General features: G+C 71.1%; 20 protein-coding genes and 1 pseudogene. 19 read left to right on the forward strand and 2 right to left on the reverse strand.

Annotated elements, in window-relative coordinates; translation table 11 throughout:
* Nucleotides 1-141 precede the first annotated feature (141 nt).
* The 18 genes and pseudogenes from FHR82_RS39785 (at nucleotide 142) to FHR82_RS39870 (ending at nucleotide 18,381) form a co-directional block, all read left to right on the forward strand.
* Nucleotides 142-1,701: a molybdopterin-dependent oxidoreductase gene (locus FHR82_RS39785; RefSeq protein ID WP_311771498.1), complete on the forward strand. Its 1,560-nt coding sequence runs from the start codon at nucleotides 142-144 to the stop codon at nucleotides 1,699-1,701.
* Nucleotides 1,702-1,803: 102 nt separating this feature from the next.
* On the forward strand, nucleotides 1,804-2,691 hold the full coding sequence (locus tag FHR82_RS39790; RefSeq protein ID WP_184815827.1) for a redox-sensing transcriptional repressor Rex: 888 nt from the start codon (nucleotides 1,804-1,806) through the stop codon (nucleotides 2,689-2,691).
* Nucleotides 2,688-3,959, forward strand: a pseudogene (locus FHR82_RS39795) (glutamyl-tRNA reductase); the annotation flags it as partial. The gene FHR82_RS39790 and the pseudogene FHR82_RS39795, both read left to right, overlap by 4 nt.
* Nucleotides 3,960-4,219: 260 nt before the next feature.
* A complete protein-coding gene (gene hemC / locus FHR82_RS39800) occupies nucleotides 4,220-5,185 on the forward strand; it encodes a hydroxymethylbilane synthase (protein ID WP_184815829.1) in 966 nt (321 codons plus the stop codon).
* 26 nt (nucleotides 5,186-5,211) lie between these two features.
* Nucleotides 5,212-6,756 (forward strand): bifunctional uroporphyrinogen-III C-methyltransferase/uroporphyrinogen-III synthase, encoded by a 1,545-nt coding sequence (locus FHR82_RS39805; protein WP_184815830.1) that lies wholly within the window; start codon nucleotides 5,212-5,214, stop codon nucleotides 6,754-6,756.
* A gap of 63 nt (nucleotides 6,757-6,819) precedes the next feature.
* Nucleotides 6,820-7,791: a porphobilinogen synthase gene (gene hemB / locus FHR82_RS39810; RefSeq protein ID WP_184815831.1), complete on the forward strand. Its 972-nt coding sequence runs from the start codon at nucleotides 6,820-6,822 to the stop codon at nucleotides 7,789-7,791.
* Between the two features lie 29 nt (nucleotides 7,792-7,820).
* Entirely contained in the window at nucleotides 7,821-8,546 is a 726-nt protein-coding gene (locus FHR82_RS39815) for a hypothetical protein (RefSeq protein ID WP_184815832.1), read from the forward strand.
* Complete coding sequence (gene mce1N / locus FHR82_RS39820) at nucleotides 8,543-8,989, forward strand: transport-regulating membrane protein Mce1N (protein ID WP_184815833.1); 447 nt, start codon at nucleotides 8,543-8,545, stop codon at nucleotides 8,987-8,989. Before FHR82_RS39815 ends, mce1N begins: the two co-directional genes overlap by 4 nt.
* 4 nt (nucleotides 8,990-8,993) lie before the next feature.
* The gene (locus tag FHR82_RS39825) at nucleotides 8,994-9,551 is read left to right on the forward strand and encodes a hypothetical protein (RefSeq protein WP_184815834.1); all 558 of its coding nucleotides are present in this window, start codon (nucleotides 8,994-8,996) and stop codon (nucleotides 9,549-9,551) included.
* A gap of 13 nt (nucleotides 9,552-9,564) precedes the next feature.
* Nucleotides 9,565-9,885: a hypothetical protein gene (locus FHR82_RS39830; RefSeq protein WP_184815835.1), complete on the forward strand. Its 321-nt coding sequence runs from the start codon at nucleotides 9,565-9,567 to the stop codon at nucleotides 9,883-9,885.
* Nucleotides 9,886-9,937: 52 nt separating this feature from the next.
* On the forward strand, nucleotides 9,938-11,233 hold the full coding sequence (hemL, locus tag FHR82_RS39835) for a glutamate-1-semialdehyde 2,1-aminomutase (protein WP_184815836.1): 1,296 nt from the start codon (nucleotides 9,938-9,940) through the stop codon (nucleotides 11,231-11,233).
* Between the two features lie 73 nt (nucleotides 11,234-11,306).
* Nucleotides 11,307-11,939, forward strand: a complete 633-nt coding sequence (locus FHR82_RS39840; RefSeq protein WP_184815837.1) for a histidine phosphatase family protein — start codon at nucleotides 11,307-11,309, stop codon at nucleotides 11,937-11,939.
* Nucleotides 11,936-12,511: a TlpA disulfide reductase family protein gene (locus tag FHR82_RS39845; protein WP_184815838.1), complete on the forward strand. Its 576-nt coding sequence runs from the start codon at nucleotides 11,936-11,938 to the stop codon at nucleotides 12,509-12,511. Before FHR82_RS39840 ends, FHR82_RS39845 begins: the two co-directional genes overlap by 4 nt.
* 73 nt (nucleotides 12,512-12,584) lie before the next feature.
* Nucleotides 12,585-13,337 carry a cytochrome c biogenesis CcdA family protein gene (locus FHR82_RS39850; protein ID WP_376706487.1) on the forward strand — a complete coding sequence of 251 codons (753 nt, stop codon included), beginning with the start codon at nucleotides 12,585-12,587 and terminating at the stop codon, nucleotides 13,335-13,337.
* A gap of 40 nt (nucleotides 13,338-13,377) precedes the next feature.
* Nucleotides 13,378-14,964 (forward strand): cytochrome c biogenesis protein ResB, encoded by a 1,587-nt coding sequence (gene resB, locus FHR82_RS39855; RefSeq protein ID WP_184815839.1) that lies wholly within the window; start codon nucleotides 13,378-13,380, stop codon nucleotides 14,962-14,964.
* Nucleotides 14,964-15,932: a c-type cytochrome biogenesis protein CcsB gene (gene ccsB / locus FHR82_RS39860; protein WP_184815840.1), complete on the forward strand. Its 969-nt coding sequence runs from the start codon at nucleotides 14,964-14,966 to the stop codon at nucleotides 15,930-15,932. Before resB ends, ccsB begins: the two co-directional genes overlap by 1 nt.
* A gap of 102 nt (nucleotides 15,933-16,034) precedes the next feature.
* Entirely contained in the window at nucleotides 16,035-16,805 is a 771-nt protein-coding gene (locus FHR82_RS39865) for a hypothetical protein (protein WP_184815841.1), read from the forward strand.
* A gap of 220 nt (nucleotides 16,806-17,025) precedes the next feature.
* Nucleotides 17,026-18,381 carry a MinD/ParA family ATP-binding protein gene (locus FHR82_RS39870; protein WP_184815842.1) on the forward strand — a complete coding sequence of 452 codons (1,356 nt, stop codon included), beginning with the start codon at nucleotides 17,026-17,028 and terminating at the stop codon, nucleotides 18,379-18,381.
* A 227-nt stretch (nucleotides 18,382-18,608) separates the two neighbouring features.
* Here the strand turns inward: FHR82_RS39870 and FHR82_RS39875 are convergent, their stop codons facing one another.
* Both FHR82_RS39875 and FHR82_RS39880 read right to left on the reverse strand, forming a co-directional pair.
* Nucleotides 18,609-18,842 (reverse strand): hypothetical protein, encoded by a 234-nt coding sequence (locus FHR82_RS39875; RefSeq protein WP_184815843.1) that lies wholly within the window; start codon nucleotides 18,840-18,842, stop codon nucleotides 18,609-18,611.
* A gap of 77 nt (nucleotides 18,843-18,919) precedes the next feature.
* Nucleotides 18,920-19,135, reverse strand: a complete 216-nt coding sequence (locus FHR82_RS39880; protein ID WP_184815844.1) for a BldC family transcriptional regulator — start codon at nucleotides 19,133-19,135, stop codon at nucleotides 18,920-18,922.
* Nucleotides 19,136-19,438: 303 nt separating this feature from the next.
* Between FHR82_RS39880 and FHR82_RS39885 the strand changes: the two genes are divergently transcribed.
* Nucleotides 19,439-19,903, forward strand: a complete 465-nt coding sequence (locus FHR82_RS39885) for an Lrp/AsnC family transcriptional regulator (protein ID WP_184815845.1) — start codon at nucleotides 19,439-19,441, stop codon at nucleotides 19,901-19,903.
* Nucleotides 19,904-19,913: the final 10 nt, after the last annotated feature.

A 19,913-nucleotide genomic window follows, 5' to 3' on the forward strand; every position in this document is an offset into this window, starting at 1 on the left:
CCACAGGGCCGTTCGCGGCGCCCGAAATGTCGGTCCTCGCCCGTAGCGTGGTGACCGGGGGCCGGAGGCCGACCCCCAGGTAAGAACTCCGTAATCGAGATGGAGTTGAACCGAACGGCCCTCCGCGCGGAACGTAGAGGTGTGCAGCTCGATACCCGAACGACCACCGGTGCCCCCACGCCCTCCGGCCGTCTCCCCGGCGGCCGCGTGCTCGCCGTCGCCTACGTCTCGCTCCTCGCCGCGCTCGGCGTCGGTCACCTGGTCGCCGGGCTGGTCGGACCCGGTGCGTCCCCGTTCTTCGCGGTCGGCGACTGGGTGCGGGACAACTCGCCGCACGCCGTGGTCGAGTGGGCCAAGGCCACGTTCGGCACCGCCGACAAGACCGTCCTGTTCATCGGTGTCACGGTCGTCGTTCTCGGGGTGACCGCCGCCGCCGGGCTGCTGTCCCGCACCCGGCCCGCCCCCGGCCTCGTCATCGCGGCCGCGCAGGGTGTCCTCGGGATCGTCGCCGTGCTCACCCGGCCCGACCTCGGTCAGCTCGCCATCGCCGCGCCCGCCGCCAGCCTGGTCGTCGGACTGGTCGTCTTCAGCTGGCTGCACGGCAGGGCCTGGCCCGTCGAGCAGGACCGCGAAAGCCGTCGGCGGTTCCTCCGGGCCGGCGCGGGGACCGTCATCGGCGCCGCCGCGCTGGGCACGGTCGGGCAGCTGGTCGGCAGCCGGGTCGACGTCGAGGGTTCGCGGGCCGCCGTCGGCAAGCTGACGCCTGTCAGCCCCGCGCCGAAGCTCCCGCCGGGCGCGGATTTCGCCGCCAACGGGACCGCCAGGTTCATCACCGCCAACAGGGACTTCTACCGCATCGACACCGCCCTCACGCTGCCCCGCGTCGCCGCGCAGGACTGGCGGCTGCGCATCCACGGCCTGGTCGACAAACCCGTCGAGTTCACCTTCTCCGACATCCGCGGCCGCCGCCTCATCGAACGCCCCGTGACGCTGGCCTGCGTGTCCAACGAGGTCGGCGGCGGCCTCATCTCGACCGCGAACTGGATCGGCGTCCCCCTGCGCGAGCTGCTCGCGGAGGCCGGCGTCAAACCCGGCGCCGACCAGCTGTTCTCCACCAGCACCGACGGCTTCACCGCGGGCACGCCCGTCGACGCGGTGATGGACCAGAACCGGGGCGCCATGCTCGCCATCGGCATGAACGGCGAACCCCTCCCACAGGAGCACGGCTTCCCCGCCCGCATGGTCGTCCCCGGCCTGTACGGCTACGTCTCCGCCACCAAATGGGTCGTGGACATGGAGCTGACCACGTTCGCGGACAAGCAGGGCTACTGGATCCCGCGCGGCTGGTCCGCCAAGGGGCCGATCAAGACCCAGTCCCGCATCGACAGCCCCCGCGACGGCTTCGTCCTCGCCAAGGGCCGGAACACCATCGCGGGCGTCGCGTGGGCCCAGACCATCGGCGTCCGCGAGGTGGAGGTCCGCTTCGACGGCCAAGGCGACTGGCACCCCGCCGAACTCAGCACGGAGGTCGGCCTCAACACGTGGCGCATGTGGCGGGTCACGCTCGACCTCGAGGCCGGCGAGCGCACCATCCAGGTCCGCGCCACCGACAACCGCGGCCACACGCAGACCGAGGACGAGGCTCCGCCCGCACCCGACGGCGCCACCGGCTGGCACACGGTCCACGTCTCGGTCAACTGAGCGACCAGAGATCCGTTACTGGTGATTGACAGACTCTCGGGAGGGGTGCAAAACCGCCGCTCACCGGCGACTTTGTGCCTGCGTTCACAAGCGGCTACCGTTATGACAATCCCAGGGGCGAGTCTTTCGAGGAGTATCGGCGTGGCGCAGCGTGGCCAGACTGGCGCGAACGGTAGAAGGCCAGTGCCCGCTGAGAACGCTGCGGAGGTCACCGCCCCCATGCCACCCCTGACCAACGGTCAGGGCGCGCTCTCCCCGCGGGCGATCCCCGAGGCCGCTGTCGCGCGCCTCGCGGTCTACCTGCGCGTTCTGTCCGGCATGAAGGAGCAGGGCATCACCACGGTGTCCTCGGAGGAGCTGTCGGTCGCGGCAGGCGTCAACTCCGCGAAGCTCCGCAAGGACCTCTCCTACATCGGCACCTACGGCACGCGTGGCGTGGGGTACGAGGTCGAGGTTCTCATCGACCAGATTGAACGTGTTCTCGGCCTCACCCGTGAACAGAGCGTGGCAGTGGTCGGCATCGGTAACCTCGGACATGCGCTCGCCAACTACGGCGGGTTCCCTGGCAGAGGCTTCCCGGTGACCGCACTCTTCGACGTCGACCCCGATCTGATGGGCGTGCCCGTCGGTGGGATCCCGGTCAACCACATCGACGACATCGCTTCGGTGTGCGCGGCCAAGGAGATCACCATCGGCGTCATCGCCACGCCACCTGCCGCCGCGCAGGTCGTGTGCGACCGGCTGGTGCAGGCCGGGGTCGAGTGCATCCTGAACTTCGCGCCGGTGGTGCTGCAGGTGCCGGAGACGGTGGAGGTCCGCAAGGTGGACCTCGCCGTCGAGCTGCAGATCCTGTCGTTCCACCAGGCCAGGCGTGCGGACAGCGCTCCCTCGGGGGAGACCGCGCCGCAGCCGAGGAGCAACGGTCGAGTCAACGGTTCGCCGCGCCACAGTGTCGAGAACAGGCCGAACGGGGCGGTGGTCAGACGATGAGTGTGCTGGCGGTCGGTGTCTCACACCGGTCAGCGGACGTACGCGTGCTGGAGCGCGCGACGGTGCCGGCCAGTGAGGTGCCCAAGGTGCTCGACGAGCTCATGCGCTGTGAGAACGTCGTCGAGGCCACGCTGGTCACGACGTGCAACCGGGTCGAGGTCTACACGGTCGTGCAGGCCTTCCACGCCGGTCTCGCGGACGTCGTCGGCGTCCTCGGCAGGCACTCCGGGCTCGACGTGGCCGAACTGTACGAGCACCTCTACGTGCACTACGCGGCGGCCGCGGCCGAGCACCTGTTCCAGGTGAGCGCCGGTCTCGACTCGATGGTCGTCGGCGAGGCGCAGATCCTCGGCCAGGTCCGCAACGCCTACAACTCCGCGCGCGAGGCGGGCACCGCGGGCCGCACGCTGCACGAGCTGTTCCAGCGCGCGCTGCGGGTCGGCAAGCGCGTCCACGCCGAGACGGGCCTGGACGCGGCCGGTGGCTCGGTGGTGTCCGAGGCGCTGGCCGACGCCGACCGCGTGCTCGGCGGTCTCGCGGGCCGCCGCGCGCTGATCGTCGGCGCGGGTTCGATGGGCGGGCTGTCCGCCGCGGCGCTGCGCCGCGCGGGCATCGGCGAGATCGTGATCGCCAACCGCACCGTGGGCACCGGCGCCCGGCTCGCCGAGCTGCAGCTCGAGCAGGGCACCCCGGCTCGCGCGGTCGGGCTGGCGGACCTGCCGGCGCACATCGCCGAGGCGGACGTGGTCGTCGCCTGCACCGGCGCGGCCGGCACCGTGATCGACGCGACGATGGTGGGCGCACGGGTGCGGCCGCTGGTCGTGTGCGACCTCGGCCTGCCGAGGGACGTCGCCCCGGACATGGCCGACCTGCACGACGTGACGATCGTCGACCTGGAGAGCCTGCAGCGGCGGCTGGCCGAGTCGCCGAGCGGCCTGGACACCCGGCGCGCGGCCACGATCGTCGCCGACGAGGTCGCCGCGTACCTCGCGACCCAGCGGTCCGCGGAGGTCACGCCGACCGTCACCGCGCTGCGCAAGCGCGCCGCCGAGGTCGTGGACGCCGAGCTGCTGCGCCTGAACTCCCGGCTGGAGCTGGACCCCGCGACGCGGGCGGAGGTCGCGCAGACCGTGCGGCGCGTGGTCGACAAGCTGCTGCACACGCCGACCGTGCGCGTGAAGGAACTGGCGTCCGGCCCGAACGGCGTCGAGTACGCGGAAGCGCTGCGCGAGCTGTTCGGCCTCGACCCGGCCACCCCCGCCGCGCTGGTCGCGAAAACCGCCGCCACCGTCAACCCTGCGTCTGTCAACCCCGTGATGGCGGCCACCCCGAGCGAAAGTCCCATTCGCACGGCAGGGGGCCCCCCGATGTCAACGCTACCGGCGGGCACCGACAGTTCGGGTGCCGCGAACGCGCCTGTGGACAACTCGGCAGCCCAAGCCCGGGCGAACGGTCCGTTCGTTCGCCAGGGGGGTCGCCCCGTTTCCACGTTGGCGCAGGGCGCCGACACCACCGGCGGTGAAGCGCGATGAGCCGCACCATCCGCATCGGCACCCGGGGCAGCGCGCTCGCGCTCGCCCAGACCGGCACCGTCGCCGCCCAGCTCGAGGCCGCCGGTGCGAAGGTCGAGATCGTCACCGTGGTGACGCCCGGCGACCGGTCGTCCGCGCCCATCGCCGAGATCGGGGTCGGTGTCTTCACCTCCGCGCTGCGCGACGCGCTCGCCGCCGGTGAGGTGGACGTCGCCATCCACTCCTACAAAGACCTGCCGACCGCACCCGACCCCCGTCTCTCCCTCGCCGCGGTGCCACCGCGGCAGGACCCGAGGGACGCGCTGGTCGCGCGGGACTCGCTCACGCTGGGCGAGCTGCCTGCCGGCTCCCGGGTCGGCACAGGGTCGCCCCGCAGGGCGGCGCAGATCCAGGCGCTCGGCCTGGGCCTGGTGATCGTGCCCATCAGGGGCAACGTCGACACGCGGATCCGCAAGGTCCACGACGGCGAGCTCGATGGCATCGTGCTCGCCAGGGCCGGGCTCGCCCGGCTCGGCAGGCTCGACGTGATCACCGAGGTGCTAGACCCGATCCAGGTGCTTCCCGCGCCGGCGCAGGGGGCGCTGGCCGTGGAGTGCCGGGTCGAGGACGTTGATACCGAACATCTCCTCCAGTCCATTGTGGACGACGCCGCCACCAGGGCCGCGGTCGCCGCCGAGCGGGCCTTGCTTGCCGCGCTCGAGGCGGGTTGCCAGGCCCCGGTCGGCGCATTGGCCGACGTGGTCGAGGACCTCGACGGATGCGACCAGGTCGTGCACCGCCTGTCGCTCCGCGGGGTCGCGGCCGCGAACTGGACGGCAGGCAGCCAGGCCGAGGGGCCGGCTGTCGACCTGATCCGCGCGTCGGCCACCGGTGACCTGACCGAAGGTGAGCAGCTCGGGCGTGCGTTGGCCGCCGAACTGCTCGAGCTCGGCGCCGGCGCGCTCGCCGGTGACGAGCAATAAGTAATCAAGAGGGAAGTGGCCCAGGAATGACCACCCGTACCCGTAAGTCCTCCGGACGCATCGCGTTCGTGGGCTCGGGGCCCGGCGATGCCGGGCTTCTCACCGTCCGGGCGTTGGAGCTCATCGCGCGCGCCGAGCTCGTGGTGATCGACCCGGACGTGCCGGCAGGCGTGCTCGAGCTCGCTGGCCGCGACATCGAAGGCGAGGTCGAGGTCCGGCCCGCCGTCGGCGAACCGGCCGACGTCGCGAAGGACCTCGTCAACGAGGCCAAGGCAGGCCGCGTCGTGATCCGCCTGGTCTCCGGCGACCCGCTCACGCACTCCGGTCTCGTGGCCGAGGCGCAGGCCGTCGCCAAGACCGCCGCCGTGTTCGACGTCGTGCCAGGAGTGCCTGCCGCGACCGCGGTCCCCGCCTACGCGGGCATCGCGCTCGGTGGCACCCACACCGAGGTCGACGTCCGCGGTGAGGTCGACTGGGCCGGACTCGCCAAGACCCCGGGCCCGATCGTGCTGCTCGCCAGCTCCAGCCACCTCGCCGAGGCCGCGTCCGCGCTCGTCGAGCACGGCCTCGCGCCGCAGACACCCGTCGCGGTCACCGCCGACGGCACCGGCGCCGGGCAGCGCACGCTCGACACCACCCTCGCCACCCTCGCGCAGGACGCGGGCGAGATCGCGGGCAACCTCGTCGTCACCGTCGGCCAGGCAGTCGCCGCCAGGACCAAGCTGTCCTGGTGGGAGTCCCGCGCCCTCTACGGGTGGCGCGTGCTCGTGCCCCGCACCAAGGACCAGGCGGGCGAGATGTCCGAGCGGCTGCGGCTGCACGGCGCCATCCCGTCCGAGGTGCCGACGATCTCCGTCGAGCCGCCGCGCAGCCCCGCCCAGATGGAGCGCTCCGTCAAGGGTCTCGTCGACGGCCGCTACCAGTGGCTGATCTTCACCTCCACCAACGCGGTCCGCGCGGTGTGGGAGAAGTTCGAGGAGTTCGGCCTGGACGCCCGCGCGTTCTCCGGTGTGAAGATCGCCTGCGTCGGCGAGGCCACCGCGGAGAAGGTGCGCGGCTTCGGCATCATCCCCGAGCTCGTCCCGTCCGGTGAGCAGTCGTCCGAGGGCCTCCTCGACGAGTTCCCGCCCTACGACGACATCCTCGACCCGGTGGACCGCGTGCTGCTGCCGCGCGCCGACATCGCCACCGAGACCCTCGCCGCCGGTCTCCGCGACCGCGGCTGGGAGATCGACGACGTCACCGCGTACCGCACCGTGCGCGCCGCGCCGCCGCCCGCCGACACCCGCGAGATGATCAAGACCGGTGGCTTCGACGCGGTGTGCTTCACCTCGTCCTCGACCGTCCGGAACCTGGTCGGCATCGCGGGCAAGCCGCACACCCGCACCCTCGTCGCGTGCATCGGCCCGAAGACCGCCGAGACCGCGCGCGAGTTCGGCCTCCGGGTCGACGTCCAGCCGGAGATCGCCCAGGTCCCCGCGCTGGTCGACGCGCTCGCCGAGCACGCCGCCCGCCTCCGCGCGGAAGGTGCGCTTCCGCCGCCCCGCAAGACCAAGCGGGCCCGCCGCTGATGCTGTGAAAGGCGCGTTCGCGGCGTACCGCGAACGCGCCTTCACGGCACGAAGGAGCCGACCATGTACCCAGCGCACCGGCCCCGGCGCCTGCGCAGCACCCCCGCCATGCGCCGCATGGTGGCCGAGACGACCGTGCGGCCGAGCCAGCTCGTGCTGCCCATGTTCGTCAAGGAGGGCGCGACCGAGCCGGTTCCCATCGCGAACATGCCCGGCGTCCTGCAGCACACCCGCGACAGCCTGCGCAAGGCCGCCATCGAAGCGGTCGAGGCGGGTGTCGGCGGCCTCATGCTGTTCGGCGTCCCGGAGCACAAGGACGCGGTCGGCTCCGGCGGCATCGACCCCGACGGCGTGCTCAACGTGGCACTTCGCGACCTCAAGGCGGAGCTCGGTGACGAGACCGTCCTCATGTCCGACCTGTGCCTCGACGAGTTCACCGACCACGGCCACTGCGGCGTCCTCGACGAACACGGCCGCGTCGACAACGACGCCACCCTCGAGATCTACGGGCAGATGGCCGTCGCCCAGGTAGAAGCAGGCGCCCACCTCCTCGGCCCCAGCGGCATGATGGACGGCCAGGTCGGCGCCATCCGCTCCGCACTGGAGCGGGCCGGGCACGTCGACACCGGCATCCTCGCCTACGCGGTCAAGTACTCCTCGGCGTTCTACGGCCCGTTCCGCGACGCCGTCGAGTCGTCCCTGCAGGGCGACCGCCGCACCTACCAGCAGGACCCCGCGAACGTCCGCGAGGCGCTGCGCGAGGTGCGGCTCGACCTCGACGAGGGCGCCGACATGGTCATGGTCAAGCCGGCCATGCTCTACCTCGACGTGCTCCGCGCGGTCGCCGAGGAGTCCGACGTGCCCGTCGCCGCGTACCAGATCTCCGGTGAGTACGCGATGATCGAGGCCGCCGCGGCAGGTGGCTGGTGCGACCGGCGGACCGCGATCCTCGAGTCGCTCACGTCCATCCGGCGCGCGGGCGCGGACGTCGTCCTGACCTACTGGGCGGTCGAGGCGGCGGGCTGGCTGCGCTGACGCCGAAAGGCACAGGTAACCTGCCCGCCGTGACGAAGCCAGGCAATTCGGACCCCGCGGACGCCGCCAAGGCCGTGCCGGACGAGACCGTGTCCGACAACGACACCACATCGTCGCTCGCACCCGACCCGGTCGAGCCCGCCGACCCGGCGGCCGCCGCACCGCCCGAGCCGGAGAAGGCCGAAACCAAGCCGGAGCCGGAGCCGGCGCCCAAGCCGAAGGCCAAGCCCAAGCTGGAGAAGGCCCCGCCGATCCCGGCCGAAGAACCCGTCATGCCCACCGCCCGCGAGGCGGCCGCACGGGCACAGGCCAAGCGCCGCTTCTCCGAGCCCGCGCCGCGCACCCTGCGCATCTCGTTCTACTTCTTCGTCGCGTCTGGCCTGATCTGGCTCGCCAGCATGGTCGTCTCGATGATCTACAAGCAGGACATCATCGACGCGCAGATCGAGGCGAGCAAGGGCACCGACCTCACCCCGGACCAGATCGCGAACGGTGTCACGCAGATCCTGTGGATCGTCACCATCGCGGCCGTCACGTTCACCGTGTTCCTCGGCCTGTTCGGCTACAAGGCCACCGAGGGCACCCGCCGCGCACGCACACTCGTCACGATCTTCGGCGTCGTGCTCGTGCTGTTCCACCTGCTGCTCAACGGCACGCCGCCCGGCATCCTGTCCGCCATGTTCTGCCTCGTCGGCCTCGCGCTGCTGTGGTCGCCGTCGGCACGCAGGTACTTCCCGCCGCGCGAGCTCCGATGACCGACGGGCCGGTCCTCTACGCGGAACCGGGCTCGACCCGGTGGCCGCTGCTCTGGGGACCGGCCTTCGCGGGCATCGGCGCAGGCGTCGAGGCCTTGTCCGGGCCGGTGCACACGGTCGCGTGGCTGATCGTCGGCATCGGGCTGTTCGGCATCTTCGCGTTGTGGACCAACGTGCGCCGCAAGGTGTACCGCGTCGAACTGACCCCGGCCGAACTGCGACAGGGCCGCGAAACCCTGCCCGTCAAAGACATCCAGCAGGTCACCGACGTCGGCGCCGCACCAGGTGCCAAGATCCTCGGCGGCGGCTGGAGCGTTCCCCGCAAGACCTACGAGGTCCCGCTCCGCCTCGACGACGGCAGCACCGTCCTCGCGTGGGCCCGCGACGACGACGCCCTCAAAGCGGCCCTCGCCCGCCTCGTCGGCGAAGTAGAGGAAGATTGACACCGTGAGCATGCCGCCCCCGCCGCCCATCCCGGCCTCGGAAGGCCCGATCACCCGGCCCAAGGCCGTCGACTCGGCGTTCCAGGCGGTCCTCGCGAGCATCGCCATCAGCGCTCTCGGCACCGTCTTCACGGTCCTGCTCGACAAGGCACTGCTGACCAGCATGGTCACCGACATGATGGCCGGCATGCCCGAGGGCCAGGCCGGGCCGTCCGACGCGCCCGGCTCGGTGAACCAGGTGCCGGTGTCGGGCACGGTCGGCGCGTTCCAGGTCATCCTCGCGTTCAGCATCGCGATCTTCGCCGGTCTCATGCTGCTGTTCGCGTTCAAGATGCGCGCGGGCCGCAACTGGGCCCGGATCCTGCTCACCGCCTACACCGGTGTCGGCGTGTGGAGCTTCCTGACGGCCATGGCGTCGTCCGGCGCCGAGCTGGAACTGATGTGGAGCCTCGCCGAGGTCGCGTTCGGCGTCACCGCCGTGGTCTACATGTTCCGCCCCGAGTCGACCAAGTACTTCGCCGAGCACAAGCAGCGCCGCCTGCAGGCCCGGCAGCGACCGTGAGAAAGTAGACAGCGTGACCGCTGCCACCGACGAGCTCGTCGCCCCGCCGCCGACCGAGCCCGGCAGGCTGAACAAGCCGTGGCGCGCGTTCGTCGCGCTGGCCGAGCTGGTCGTCGCCGGGGTCGCGGTGTGGTTCGCGTTCGACTTCTGGCCCCGCGGCATCGCGAAGATCGTCGAGCGCTACCCCGACGGGATCGTGTTCGAGTCCACCCGCTTCATCGGCAGCTGGATGGCGCTCGCGATCCTGCTGGGCACCGTCGCGGCCGTGCTCGTCGTCGACGCCGTGCGGCAGGTCGTGCTCGCGGCCCGTGCCCGTCCGAAGCGCGGACGGTGACACCTGGGGAGCGACCCCCAGACCCCCGAGAGGCGATGTAAGACTGGGGGCTGTGACGACCGAGCAGTCTTCAGCCCTCTTCAAGCGAGCCCAGTCGGTGACCCCCGGCGGCGTCAACTCCCCGGTGCGCGCGTTCCAGGCGGTCGGCGGCACCCCGCGGTTCATGGTCCGCGGCGAGGGCCCCTACCTGTGGGACGTCGACGGCAACCGCTACGTCGACCTCGTCTCCTCGTGGGGCCCGATGATCCACGGGCACGCGCACCCGCCGATCGTCGAGGCCGTCCGCGCCGCCGCCGTGTCCGGGCTGTCGTTCGGCACGCCGACCGCCGGTGAGATCGACCTCGCCGAGGAGATCATCGCCCGCGTCGAACCGGTCGCCGCCGTGCGGCTGGTCAACTCCGGCACCGAGGCCACCATGAGCGCGATCCGCCTCGCGCGTGGCTTCACCGGCCGGTCCAAGATCGTCAAGTTCGCGGGCTGCTACCACGGGCACGTCGACGCGCTGCTCGCCGAAGCCGGCTCCGGGGTCGCCACGTTCGCGCTGCCCAACTCGCCCGGCGTCACCGGCGCGCAGGCGGGCGACACGGTCGTCCTGCCCTACAACGACCTCGACGCCGTCCGCGCCGCCTTCGCCGAGCACGGCGCCGAGATCGCCGCCGTGATCACCGAGGCCGCACCCGGCAACATGGGCGCGATCCCGCCGCTCACCGGCTTCAACGAAGGCCTCCGCGAGATCACCCGGCAGCACGGCGCGCTGCTCGTCATGGACGAGGTGATGACCGGCTTCCGCGTGTCCGCGGCGGGCTGGTTCGGCATCGACGCGGTACCCGGTGACCTGTACACGTTCGGCAAGGTCATGTCCGGCGGACTGCCCGCCGCGGCGTTCGGCGGACGCGCCGACGTCATGGCGCACCTCGCCCCGGCGGGCCCGGTCTACCAGGCGGGCACCCTGTCCGGGAACCCCGTCGCCGTCGCCGCCGGCCTCGCGTCGCTGCGGGAGGCCACCGCCGACACCTACCGCGCGCTCGACGCGAACGCGGCCCGGCTCGGCGCGCTCATCGGCACCGAGCTGACCGCGGCCGGGGTGCCGCACCGCGTGCAGTTCGCGGGCAGCCTGGTCAGCGTGTTCTTCACCGAGACACCGGTGCGGAACTTCGCCGAGGCCAAGGCGTCGGACACCGGCCGGTTCCCGGCGTTCTTCCACGCACTGCTGGAACGCGGCGTGTACCCGCCGCCGAGCGCCTTCGAGGCGTGGTTCGTCAACGCCGCCATGGACGACGACGCGTTCGACGTCATCGGCGCGGCACTACCGGCCGCCGCGAGAGCCGCCGCGAAGGGGGAGCAGTGAACGGAGCTTGCGGAGCGAACCATCGGGCACAGGGCGACCGCGAGCGGCTCCCCGGAGCCTGCGAGGGGGAGTCATGAGCGTTCGGACGGTCGTGCACCTGGTGCGGCACGGGGAGGTGCACAACCCGACGGGCATCCTCTACGGCCGCCTCGAGGGGTTCAAGCTGTCGGAGCTGGGGCAGCGCCAGGCGCTGACCGTCGCAGAACACCTGGCGGGCAGCGACATCGCGCACGTCGTCGCGTCGCCGCTGCAGCGGGCGCAGGAGACCGCCGGGCCCATCGTCGACTCGCACCAGCTCGACCTCGTCACCGACGAGCAGCTGATCGAGGCCGACAACGTGTTCGAGGGCAAGCGCGTGTCCATCGGCGACGGTGCGCTGCGCTCACCGAGGCACTGGCCGCACATGCACAACCCGTTCCTGCCGTCGTGGGGCGAGCCGTACCTGCACATCGCCCGCCGCATGCTCGGCGCCGTCTACCGCGCCCGCGCCGCCGCCGCGGGCCACGAGGCGGTGTGCGTGTCCCACCAGCTGCCGATCTGGACGCTGCGGCGGTTCCTGGAGGGCAAGCGCCTGTGGCACGACCCCCGTCGGCGGCAGTGCTCCCTGGCGTCGGTCACGTCGTTGATGTTCGACAACGAGAGCCTGGTCGCGATCCGGTACCGCGAACCGGCGGGCGCCAGCAGTCCGAAGGTGACCGGCGCATGAAACGCATCGCAGTGCTTCTTGCCGCCGTGCTGGCGGTGACCGGCTGCTCGACCGGCACCGACGCGGTCGCCACGGGCAGCGAGTTCAACTTCGTCAGCCCCGGCGGCCAGACCGACATCACCTACGAGGGCGACGAGCGCCAGCAGATCCCCGAGATGCGGGGCGACTCGCTGATGGAGGAGGGCACGCAGCTCACGCTGTCCTCCTACGAGGGCGAGGTCGTGGTGCTGAACATCTGGGGCGCGTGGTGCCCGCCGTGCCGCGCCGAGGCGCCACAACTGCAGAAGGTGCACGAGGACTACGAGGACAAGGGCGTGCAGGTCCTCGGCATCGACTTCCGCGACTACGACCGCGACGCCCCCGCCGACTTCATGCGCAACTTCGGCCTCACGTACCCGTCGATCTACGACCCGTCCGGCCGCTCGCTGCTGCCGCTGAAGGGCTACCCCCGCGCGACCGTCCCGTCGACGATCGTCCTCGACAAGGACCACCGCGTGGCGGCCATCTTCCTGCGCGACCTGCTCGCCGAGGACCTGACGCCCCTGATCGACAGACTGCTCGCCGAGAAGTGACCCGCACTACGCGGCGGCGGACCACCGACCCCGTGCTGAGTAGGACCTAAGTCCCACGCCTACCCTGGTCGCCGTGGACCCGACCGCCATCGCCATCAGCGGGCCGTTCTTGCTGGCCGCTGGCGTAGCGCTGCTCGCGGGCATGGTGTCCTTCGCGTCCCCGTGCGTCGTCCCGCTCGTCCCCGGCTACCTGGCCTACCTCGCCGCGCTGGTCGGCGCCGACACCCGGGACGAGAACGGCAAGAAGGCCAAGGTGCTCGGCGCCGTCGGCCTGTTCATCCTCGGGTTCACCGTCGTCTTCGCGGCGGGTGTCGGCAGCATCGTGTGGCTCGCCGACTCGTTGTTCGCCAACCAGGAGACGCTCCAGCGCTGGGGCGGTGTGGTGCTCATCGCGATGTCGCTCGTGTTCGTCGGGTTCATCCCCGGCCTGCAGCGCGACCTCCGGTTCCACAAGGTCCCGAGGATGGGCCTCGCGGGCGCACCCGTCCTCGGCGCGATCTTCGGTCTCGGCTGGACACCGTGCATCGGCCCGACCCTGTCCGGGGTCATGGTCATCGCCGCCAGCACCGGCGGGACCGCGGCCCGCGGGTTCCTGCTGGTCCTCGTCTACTGCCTCGGCCTCGGCATCCCGTTCCTGCTCATCGCGCTCGGCGCGCGGTGGACGGTCCGCACCAACGGCTGGCTGCGCCGCAACGCGCGCACCATCCAGCTCGTCGGCGGCGGCCTGCTGTTCGTCGTCGGTGTGCTGCTCGTCACCGGCCTGTGGGCCGAGCTGACCACCTGGCTCAAGTACACCGTGGTCACCACTACGGAGCTGCCACTGTGAGCGGAGCTTGCGAAGCGAACCGTCGACACTCGGTGGCGGCATGATCGCCCTCCTGCGCAACACGTGGCGCGGCCTCACCTCCATGCGCACGGCGCTCGTGCTGCTGTTCCTCCTCGCCGTCGCGGCGCTGCCGGGCGCGCTGCTGCCGCAGCGGTCGCTGAACACGCAGAAGGTCGACGAGTACATCGCGAGCCACGGCTGGTGGGGCGAGCTGCTGGGGCGGCTGGAGTTCTACAACGTCTACGGCAGCGTCTGGTTCTCCGCGATTTACCTGCTGCTGTTCATCTCGCTCGTCGGCTGCCTGCTGCCGCGCACCCTCGAGTACGCCCGCGCGTTGCGCGGCAAGCCGGTCCTCACGCCGCGCAACCTGTCCCGCCTGCCGCACCACCACGAGTCGACCACCACCGCCACGCCCGACGAGGTGATGGCGACGGCCACGGAACGTCTCAAGGGCTGGCGGCTGGCGGTGCGCGAGGAGGAGAACGGGGCCCGCAGCGTCTCCGCCGAGCGCGGCTACCTGCGTGAGACCGGCAACCTGGTCTTCCACTTCGCGATGCTCGGCCTCATCGTCGCGCTGGCCATCGGCAAGATGTTCCAGTACGAGGGCCAGGTCATCGTGGCTGCCAACGGCTCGGAGTTCTGCAACATCGGCACCGTCGGCTACGACTCGTTCCGCCCCGGCCTGCGTGTCGACGGCACCGACCTGAACCCGTTCTGCGTGAAGGTCAACGGGTTCGACGCGCACTTCCTGAGCACCGGCCAGCCCGACTACTACCGCGCCGACATCGAGTACCAGTCCGGCGCCGACCTCGACAACGGCACCTGGCGGCCGTACACGCTCGAGGTCAACTCCCCGCTGCGCACCGCGGGCGACCGGGTCTACCTGCTGAGCCACGGCTACTCGCCGACGTTCACCGTCACCTTCCCCGACGGTCAGACCCGCACCCAGACCATCCAGTGGCGGCCGGTCGACCAGCTCACCTACCTGTCCGAGGGCGCCACCAAGTTCGACCCGCCGGGCGTCACCGACCCGGTCGAGCGGCGCAAGCGCCAGCTCGCGATCACCGGCCTGCTCGCGCCGACCGCTGTCCTGCACAACAACATCCTGACCTCGGGTTTCCCGGACCTGCGGGACCCGGCCGTCGCCATCGACGTGCTGAAGGGCGACCTCGGCAACGACTCCGGCCGCGGCCAGTCGATCTTCGAGGTCAACCAGGAGATGGTCGAGTCCGGGCGCCTGGACCGGGTCGCGCGCGAGAACCTGCGGCCCGGCGACGAGATCACCCTCGACGACGGCACGAAGGTCCGCTTCGACGACGTGCAGCGCTGGGTGTACCTGCAGGTCTCGCACGACCCCGCGCAGGGCTGGGTGCTGCTGTTCGCCGTGCTGGTCGTGTTCGGTCTCGGCATGTCGCTCGTGATCAAACGGCGCAGGCTGTGGGTGCGGGCGGTACCCGGCGGCGACGACAGGGCAGACGGCGCCACCGTGCTGTTGCTCGGTGGTCTCGCCCGCACTGACCAGGCGGGATACGGCGAGGAGTTCGGCCGCGTGACCGAGGGCCTGCTCGCCGACCTGCCCCCGCGCGAAGAAGAACGTGAAGGCGCCACCGCTTCGAGGGAGTCCTGATGGACGTCAACGAGACGTTGTCCAGCTACAGCGACTGGTGCTACGGCATCGCCGTCGGCGCGTACGTCGTGGCGATGCTGTTCTACCTGTACGAGCAGGCCTTCGGGTACCGCGAGCGCAGGGCCGCCAAGGAACTGGTCGCCGTCGGCGCCGGGGACACGCTCGTCGCGGAGCCGGCCGACGACTCCGACGGCTTCGACGACTCCGACGACCCGGACTCGCGGTCCCGCACCGCCCGTGCCGTGCGGATCGGCAAGCTGGCCGTGTCGCTCACCACATTCGGGGCGCTGCTGCACTTCGGCTCGCTCGTGCTGCGCGCGCTGGCGACGAGCCGTGCGCCGTGGGGCAACATGTACGAGTTCGGCGCCACGCTGTGCCTCGTGGCCGTGGGGACCTGGCTCGTGGTGCTGCGCAAGTACCCGACGGTCCGCCACCTCGGCGTGTGGGTGCTGCTGCCGGTCATCGTGCTGATGTTCCTTGGCGGTGTCGTCCTGTACACGACGGCCGCACCCGTGCAGCCCGCCCTGCAGTCCTACTGGCTCGTGATCCACGTGTTCGCGATCGCGCTCGGCAGCGGCATGGTGCTGGTGCCCGGCGTGGTGAGCGTTCTCTACCTGCTGAAGGTCCGCAAGCCGGAGTGGGCGACCCGCCTGCCCGCCGCGGACGTGCTGGACCAGGTCGCCTACCGCACGACCGTGTTCGCGTTCCCGATCTACACCGCGGGTGTGATCTTCGGCGCGATCTGGGCGGAGCAGTCGTGGGGCCGGTTCTGGGGGTGGGACCCCAAGGAGACCGTGGCGTTCATCGCATGGGTCGTCTACGCGGCGTACCTGCACTCGCGGGCGACCGCGGGCTGGCGCGGCGGCCGGGCCGCGGTGATCAACGTCGTCGGCTTCGCGGCCATGATCTTCAACCTGTTCTTCATCAACCTGGTAACGGCTGGGTTGCATTCTTACGCGGGGGTTTGACCTCGATCGTTGGACAACCTGCGTCGTTATCAGTACTCTCCGCTGCGGGGTTCGCCGAGTTTCATCCATATGGGTGACGCTGATTGGGGCCAGGAGGGCGTTTTGACGTACGCAGGTGCTTACGGACGTGACGAACGGTTGCCGGTGGACCGGCTGCTACGCCGTGAGAACCACCCGCTGGGGGTTCGCCGGAACGAGGCGACGAAGATCGCCACCGAGGAAGCCGCCGAGGCGGCCTCCTCGAGCAAGCGCTGGACCTTCGGTGCGGCCGCGGGTGCGCTGCTCGTCGCGGGCACCTTCGCCGCGGGCGCGCTCGGCATCTCGGGTGGCGCCACCCCGGTAGCGGGTTCCGCGCCAGAGCACGCCCCCGCGTCGCCCGGTCACAACCCCGGCGGCAGCGGCCCGGTCGTGGGTTCCCCGTCGCCAGGCAAGGACGACGCCAAGCAGAAGCAGCAGGATCCGCGCGCCGAGCAGACCACGCCCGCGTCGGCTGGCGGTCCGGCCGCCGGTGCGCCGGTCACCTCGGACCCGACGGGCACCGGCCAGGGTGGCGGCAGCGACCAGGGCAGCGGTGGCTCCGCGGGTGGTACGAGCGTCGAGACGCCGGCCCCCGCCCCGCAGCAGCCCGCCCCGCAGCAGCCCGCGCCGGCCCCGGCGCCCGCTCCCGAGCAGGGTGGCGGCGGCGGCCTCGGTGACGTGCTCGAGCCGGTGACGGACACCGTTGGCGACGTGCTCACGCCGGTCACGGACACCGTCGGCGGGATCCTGTCGCCGCTCACCGGCAGCAGCACGGCGTCGACGACGAGCGCCCCGGCACCGTCCGGTCCCGCGCTCACCATGATCAATCCGCTGGGTGACCTGCTCGGTGTCTGACACCGCTCGCCGCTGACCCGCACCGGTTGCTGGTGCGAACACCGGAAGGCCCCGTGTCGACTGTGTCGAACACCTGCGACTACCGTCGCGTGCGGAGGCGGTCCAGGTCGGTGCTTTTGGGAGGAATCCAGCGGTGAGTGCGCGCGAAGGAGAGCCGGAGGGGGGCGTTCCCCGCGCAGGTGTCGGGCAGGAACCCGCACCGAGGAGCGATTTCGCCTGGATGCCGCCGGAGGCGCAGGAGGAGTCCGAGCGACCCACCCACGACTTCGGCCCCAATCCCCTCGTGTCCAAGTACGACGAGGAGGAGAGGACCGACTCGACCCCGTACCCGGACGCGTCGGGCCCGCACCAGGTGCCGTACTCCGACCCCACACCGTCGGGCTCGCAGCCCGTGCCGCGGCACTACGTGGACCAGACGCCGTCGGGTTCCCAGCCCGTGTCGCCGCAGTACGCGGATCCGAGCGCGTCGGGCTCGCAGCAGGTGCCACAGCACTACATCGACCAGACCCCGTCCGGCTCCCAGCCGGTGGCGGGGATCTCCGGTCCGCACCACGTGCCGCCGCAGCAGTACCCGCCCGCTGCCGCGTACCAGCAGCAGTACCCGGGCCACCCCGGTCCGCCGCGACACGGCCCGCCGCCTGCCCACGGCGAGGAGCTGTCGTCCGCCAAGCTGATCAAGCACACGAAGCGCGCCCCGCAGTCGGGCTGGCGCAAGGCGGTCTTCGTGGCGAGCGGGCACCTGATCAACGTCGGGGAAAGCCCGGCGGAGACGCACCGCCGCGAGCTGATCGGCCGGGTGAACCAGCCCCTCCGGGGCTGCTACAAGATCGCGATGCTGAGCCTGAAGGGCGGCGTCGGCAAGACGACGACGACCACCACCCTGGGCTCCACCTTCTCGTCCCTGCGCGGCGACCGCGTGATCGCGGTGGACGCGAACCCGGACCGCGGCACCCTGAGCCAGAAGATCCCGCTCGAGACGACGGCCACGGTCCGCCACCTCCTGCGTGACGCCGACCGCATCCACCGTTACAGCGACATCCGCGCCTACACGTCGCAGGGCCCCAGCCGCCTGGAAGTGCTGGCGAGCGAGCAGGACCCAGCGGTCTCGGAAGCCTTCAGCGAGGACGACTACCGCCGCACGGTGGCCCTGCTGGAGCACTTCTACAACATCGTCCTGACCGACTGCGGCACCGGCCTGATGCACTCGGCGATGAAGGGTGTCCTGGACATCGCGGACGCGCTGGTCGTCGTGTCGTCGGGCTCGGTGGACGGCGCCCGCTCGGCGTCGGCCACCCTTGACTGGCTGGACGTCCACGGCTACCGCGACCTGGTCTCCCGCTCGGTGGCGGTCATCAACTCGGTCCGCCCCCGCGCGGGCTCGGTGGACCTCGACAAGCTGGCGCAGCACTTCGGCGCCCGCTGCCGGGCGGTGTGCCGCATCCCGTTCGACCCGCACCTGGAAGAGGGCGCGGAGATCGAGCTGGACCGCCTGGGCGCCGACACCCGCCTGGCCCTGCTCGAGCTGGCGGCCACAGTGGCGGACGGCTTCCCGAGTGAGTTCTACTACATGCGCTGACCCGCAAGGACGTTCCGGCCAGGCTGCCAACAGCCTGGCCTCAGCCAACCCTGCCGATTTCCCTCAGAACCGCTGCTGCGACGCCCCGGCTCCGGCTCAGCGGGCCGCACACGCACGCGAGTCTCCCTCTCGGAACACGCGAGTCACCCCTTGGGCGCCGCCGACTCGGCGGTCGCGGCCGGGAGAGCTCGCGGGTCGCGAAAAGGAGACTCGCGGGATGTTGCCCGTCAGGCGGGCGGCTGCTTGTCGTCCGTGTCCGGCGGGTTCTTCCGCTCGTTGAGGCTGCGCAGGAACTCCGGGTCGTCGTCGGGCGCGATCGGCCCTGTACGGCGACTCGGACGGCTCGGGCGGGTCGGACGGGTCACGCGACGTTCGCTCACCGTGGTGGGGTTCGCCACGAACGCCCGCCACAGCAGCACAACGACGCAGATCGCGCCGATCGCGGCGAGCAAGTACAGCATCTGCCACCTCCCGAGGTCCTGCAGTCGAGGCTAGCCCTTTTGTACCGATTTAGGGTCCTCGGGGTGTTAACGCTGAATCAGGCGTGACCGTTCCCGAGATTCGCCTCGGTCGTCAGTTCGGCGAGCAGAGTCTTCACCTCGGACTCGCGGAACCTGCGGTGTCCGCCAGGGGTACGGATGGAACCGATGCGGCCCGCGGTCGCCCACCGCGTCACCGTCTTGGGGTCGACGCGGAACAGCGCCGCCACCTCACCGGGGGTCAGGAGCCGCTCGCCGACATGTGCCACTGTCACGTGTCCTCCTCAGTAGGTCTGAACTGGACACACCAATCGTTGCATCTCGACCATCGGGTACTCGAACGGTTGTCTGATGGTAAAGAGGTAGTAAGGGACAAAACGGCGGGATCGGACACGATCGACACCGATGTTCGCTCCGGGCAAGCTCCACCGACAGGGGTGTTCGCTCCGGCAAGCTCCGCCGACAGCGATGTTCGCTCCGGCAAGCTTCGCCAACAGCGAGGTTCGCTCCGGCAAGCTCCGCCAACAGCGATGTTCGCTCCGGCAAGCTTCGCTCAGCCACCCGCTAGAGTGCCCGCCGTGGACGCCGTCGACCGCCGCATCATCGCCGCACTCCGAGAGCACGGCCGGGCGACCTACGCCGAACTCGGGCGGCAGGTCGGCCTGTCCGCGTCCGCCGTGCACGAGCGCGTCGGCAAACTCGAGACCAGCGGTGTCATCACCGGCTACCACGCCGTGGTCAACCCCAGCGCGGTCGGTCTCGGCGTCACCTCGCTGATCGGCATCTACTCGACCGACACCGCGGACGATGAGGACGTGGCCGAAGAACTCGCCCGCCTCGACGAGGTCGAGTCCTGCTACCGCGTCGCCGGTGACGAGTCCTTCATCGTCAAGGTACGCGTCGCGACCGTCGACGACCTCGAACACACGCTCGGACGCCTGCGCCGCATCGAGGGCATCGCCCGCACCCGCACCACGCTCGTGCTCTCCACCAGGTTCGAGGGCAGGCCGAACACCTCGGAGGTCGGTGACAGCGAGGAATGACGGCGACGAG

It is taken from the genome of Actinophytocola algeriensis (assembly GCF_014203735.1).
Taxonomy (GTDB): Bacteria; Actinomycetota; Actinomycetes; order Mycobacteriales; family Pseudonocardiaceae; genus Actinophytocola; species Actinophytocola algeriensis.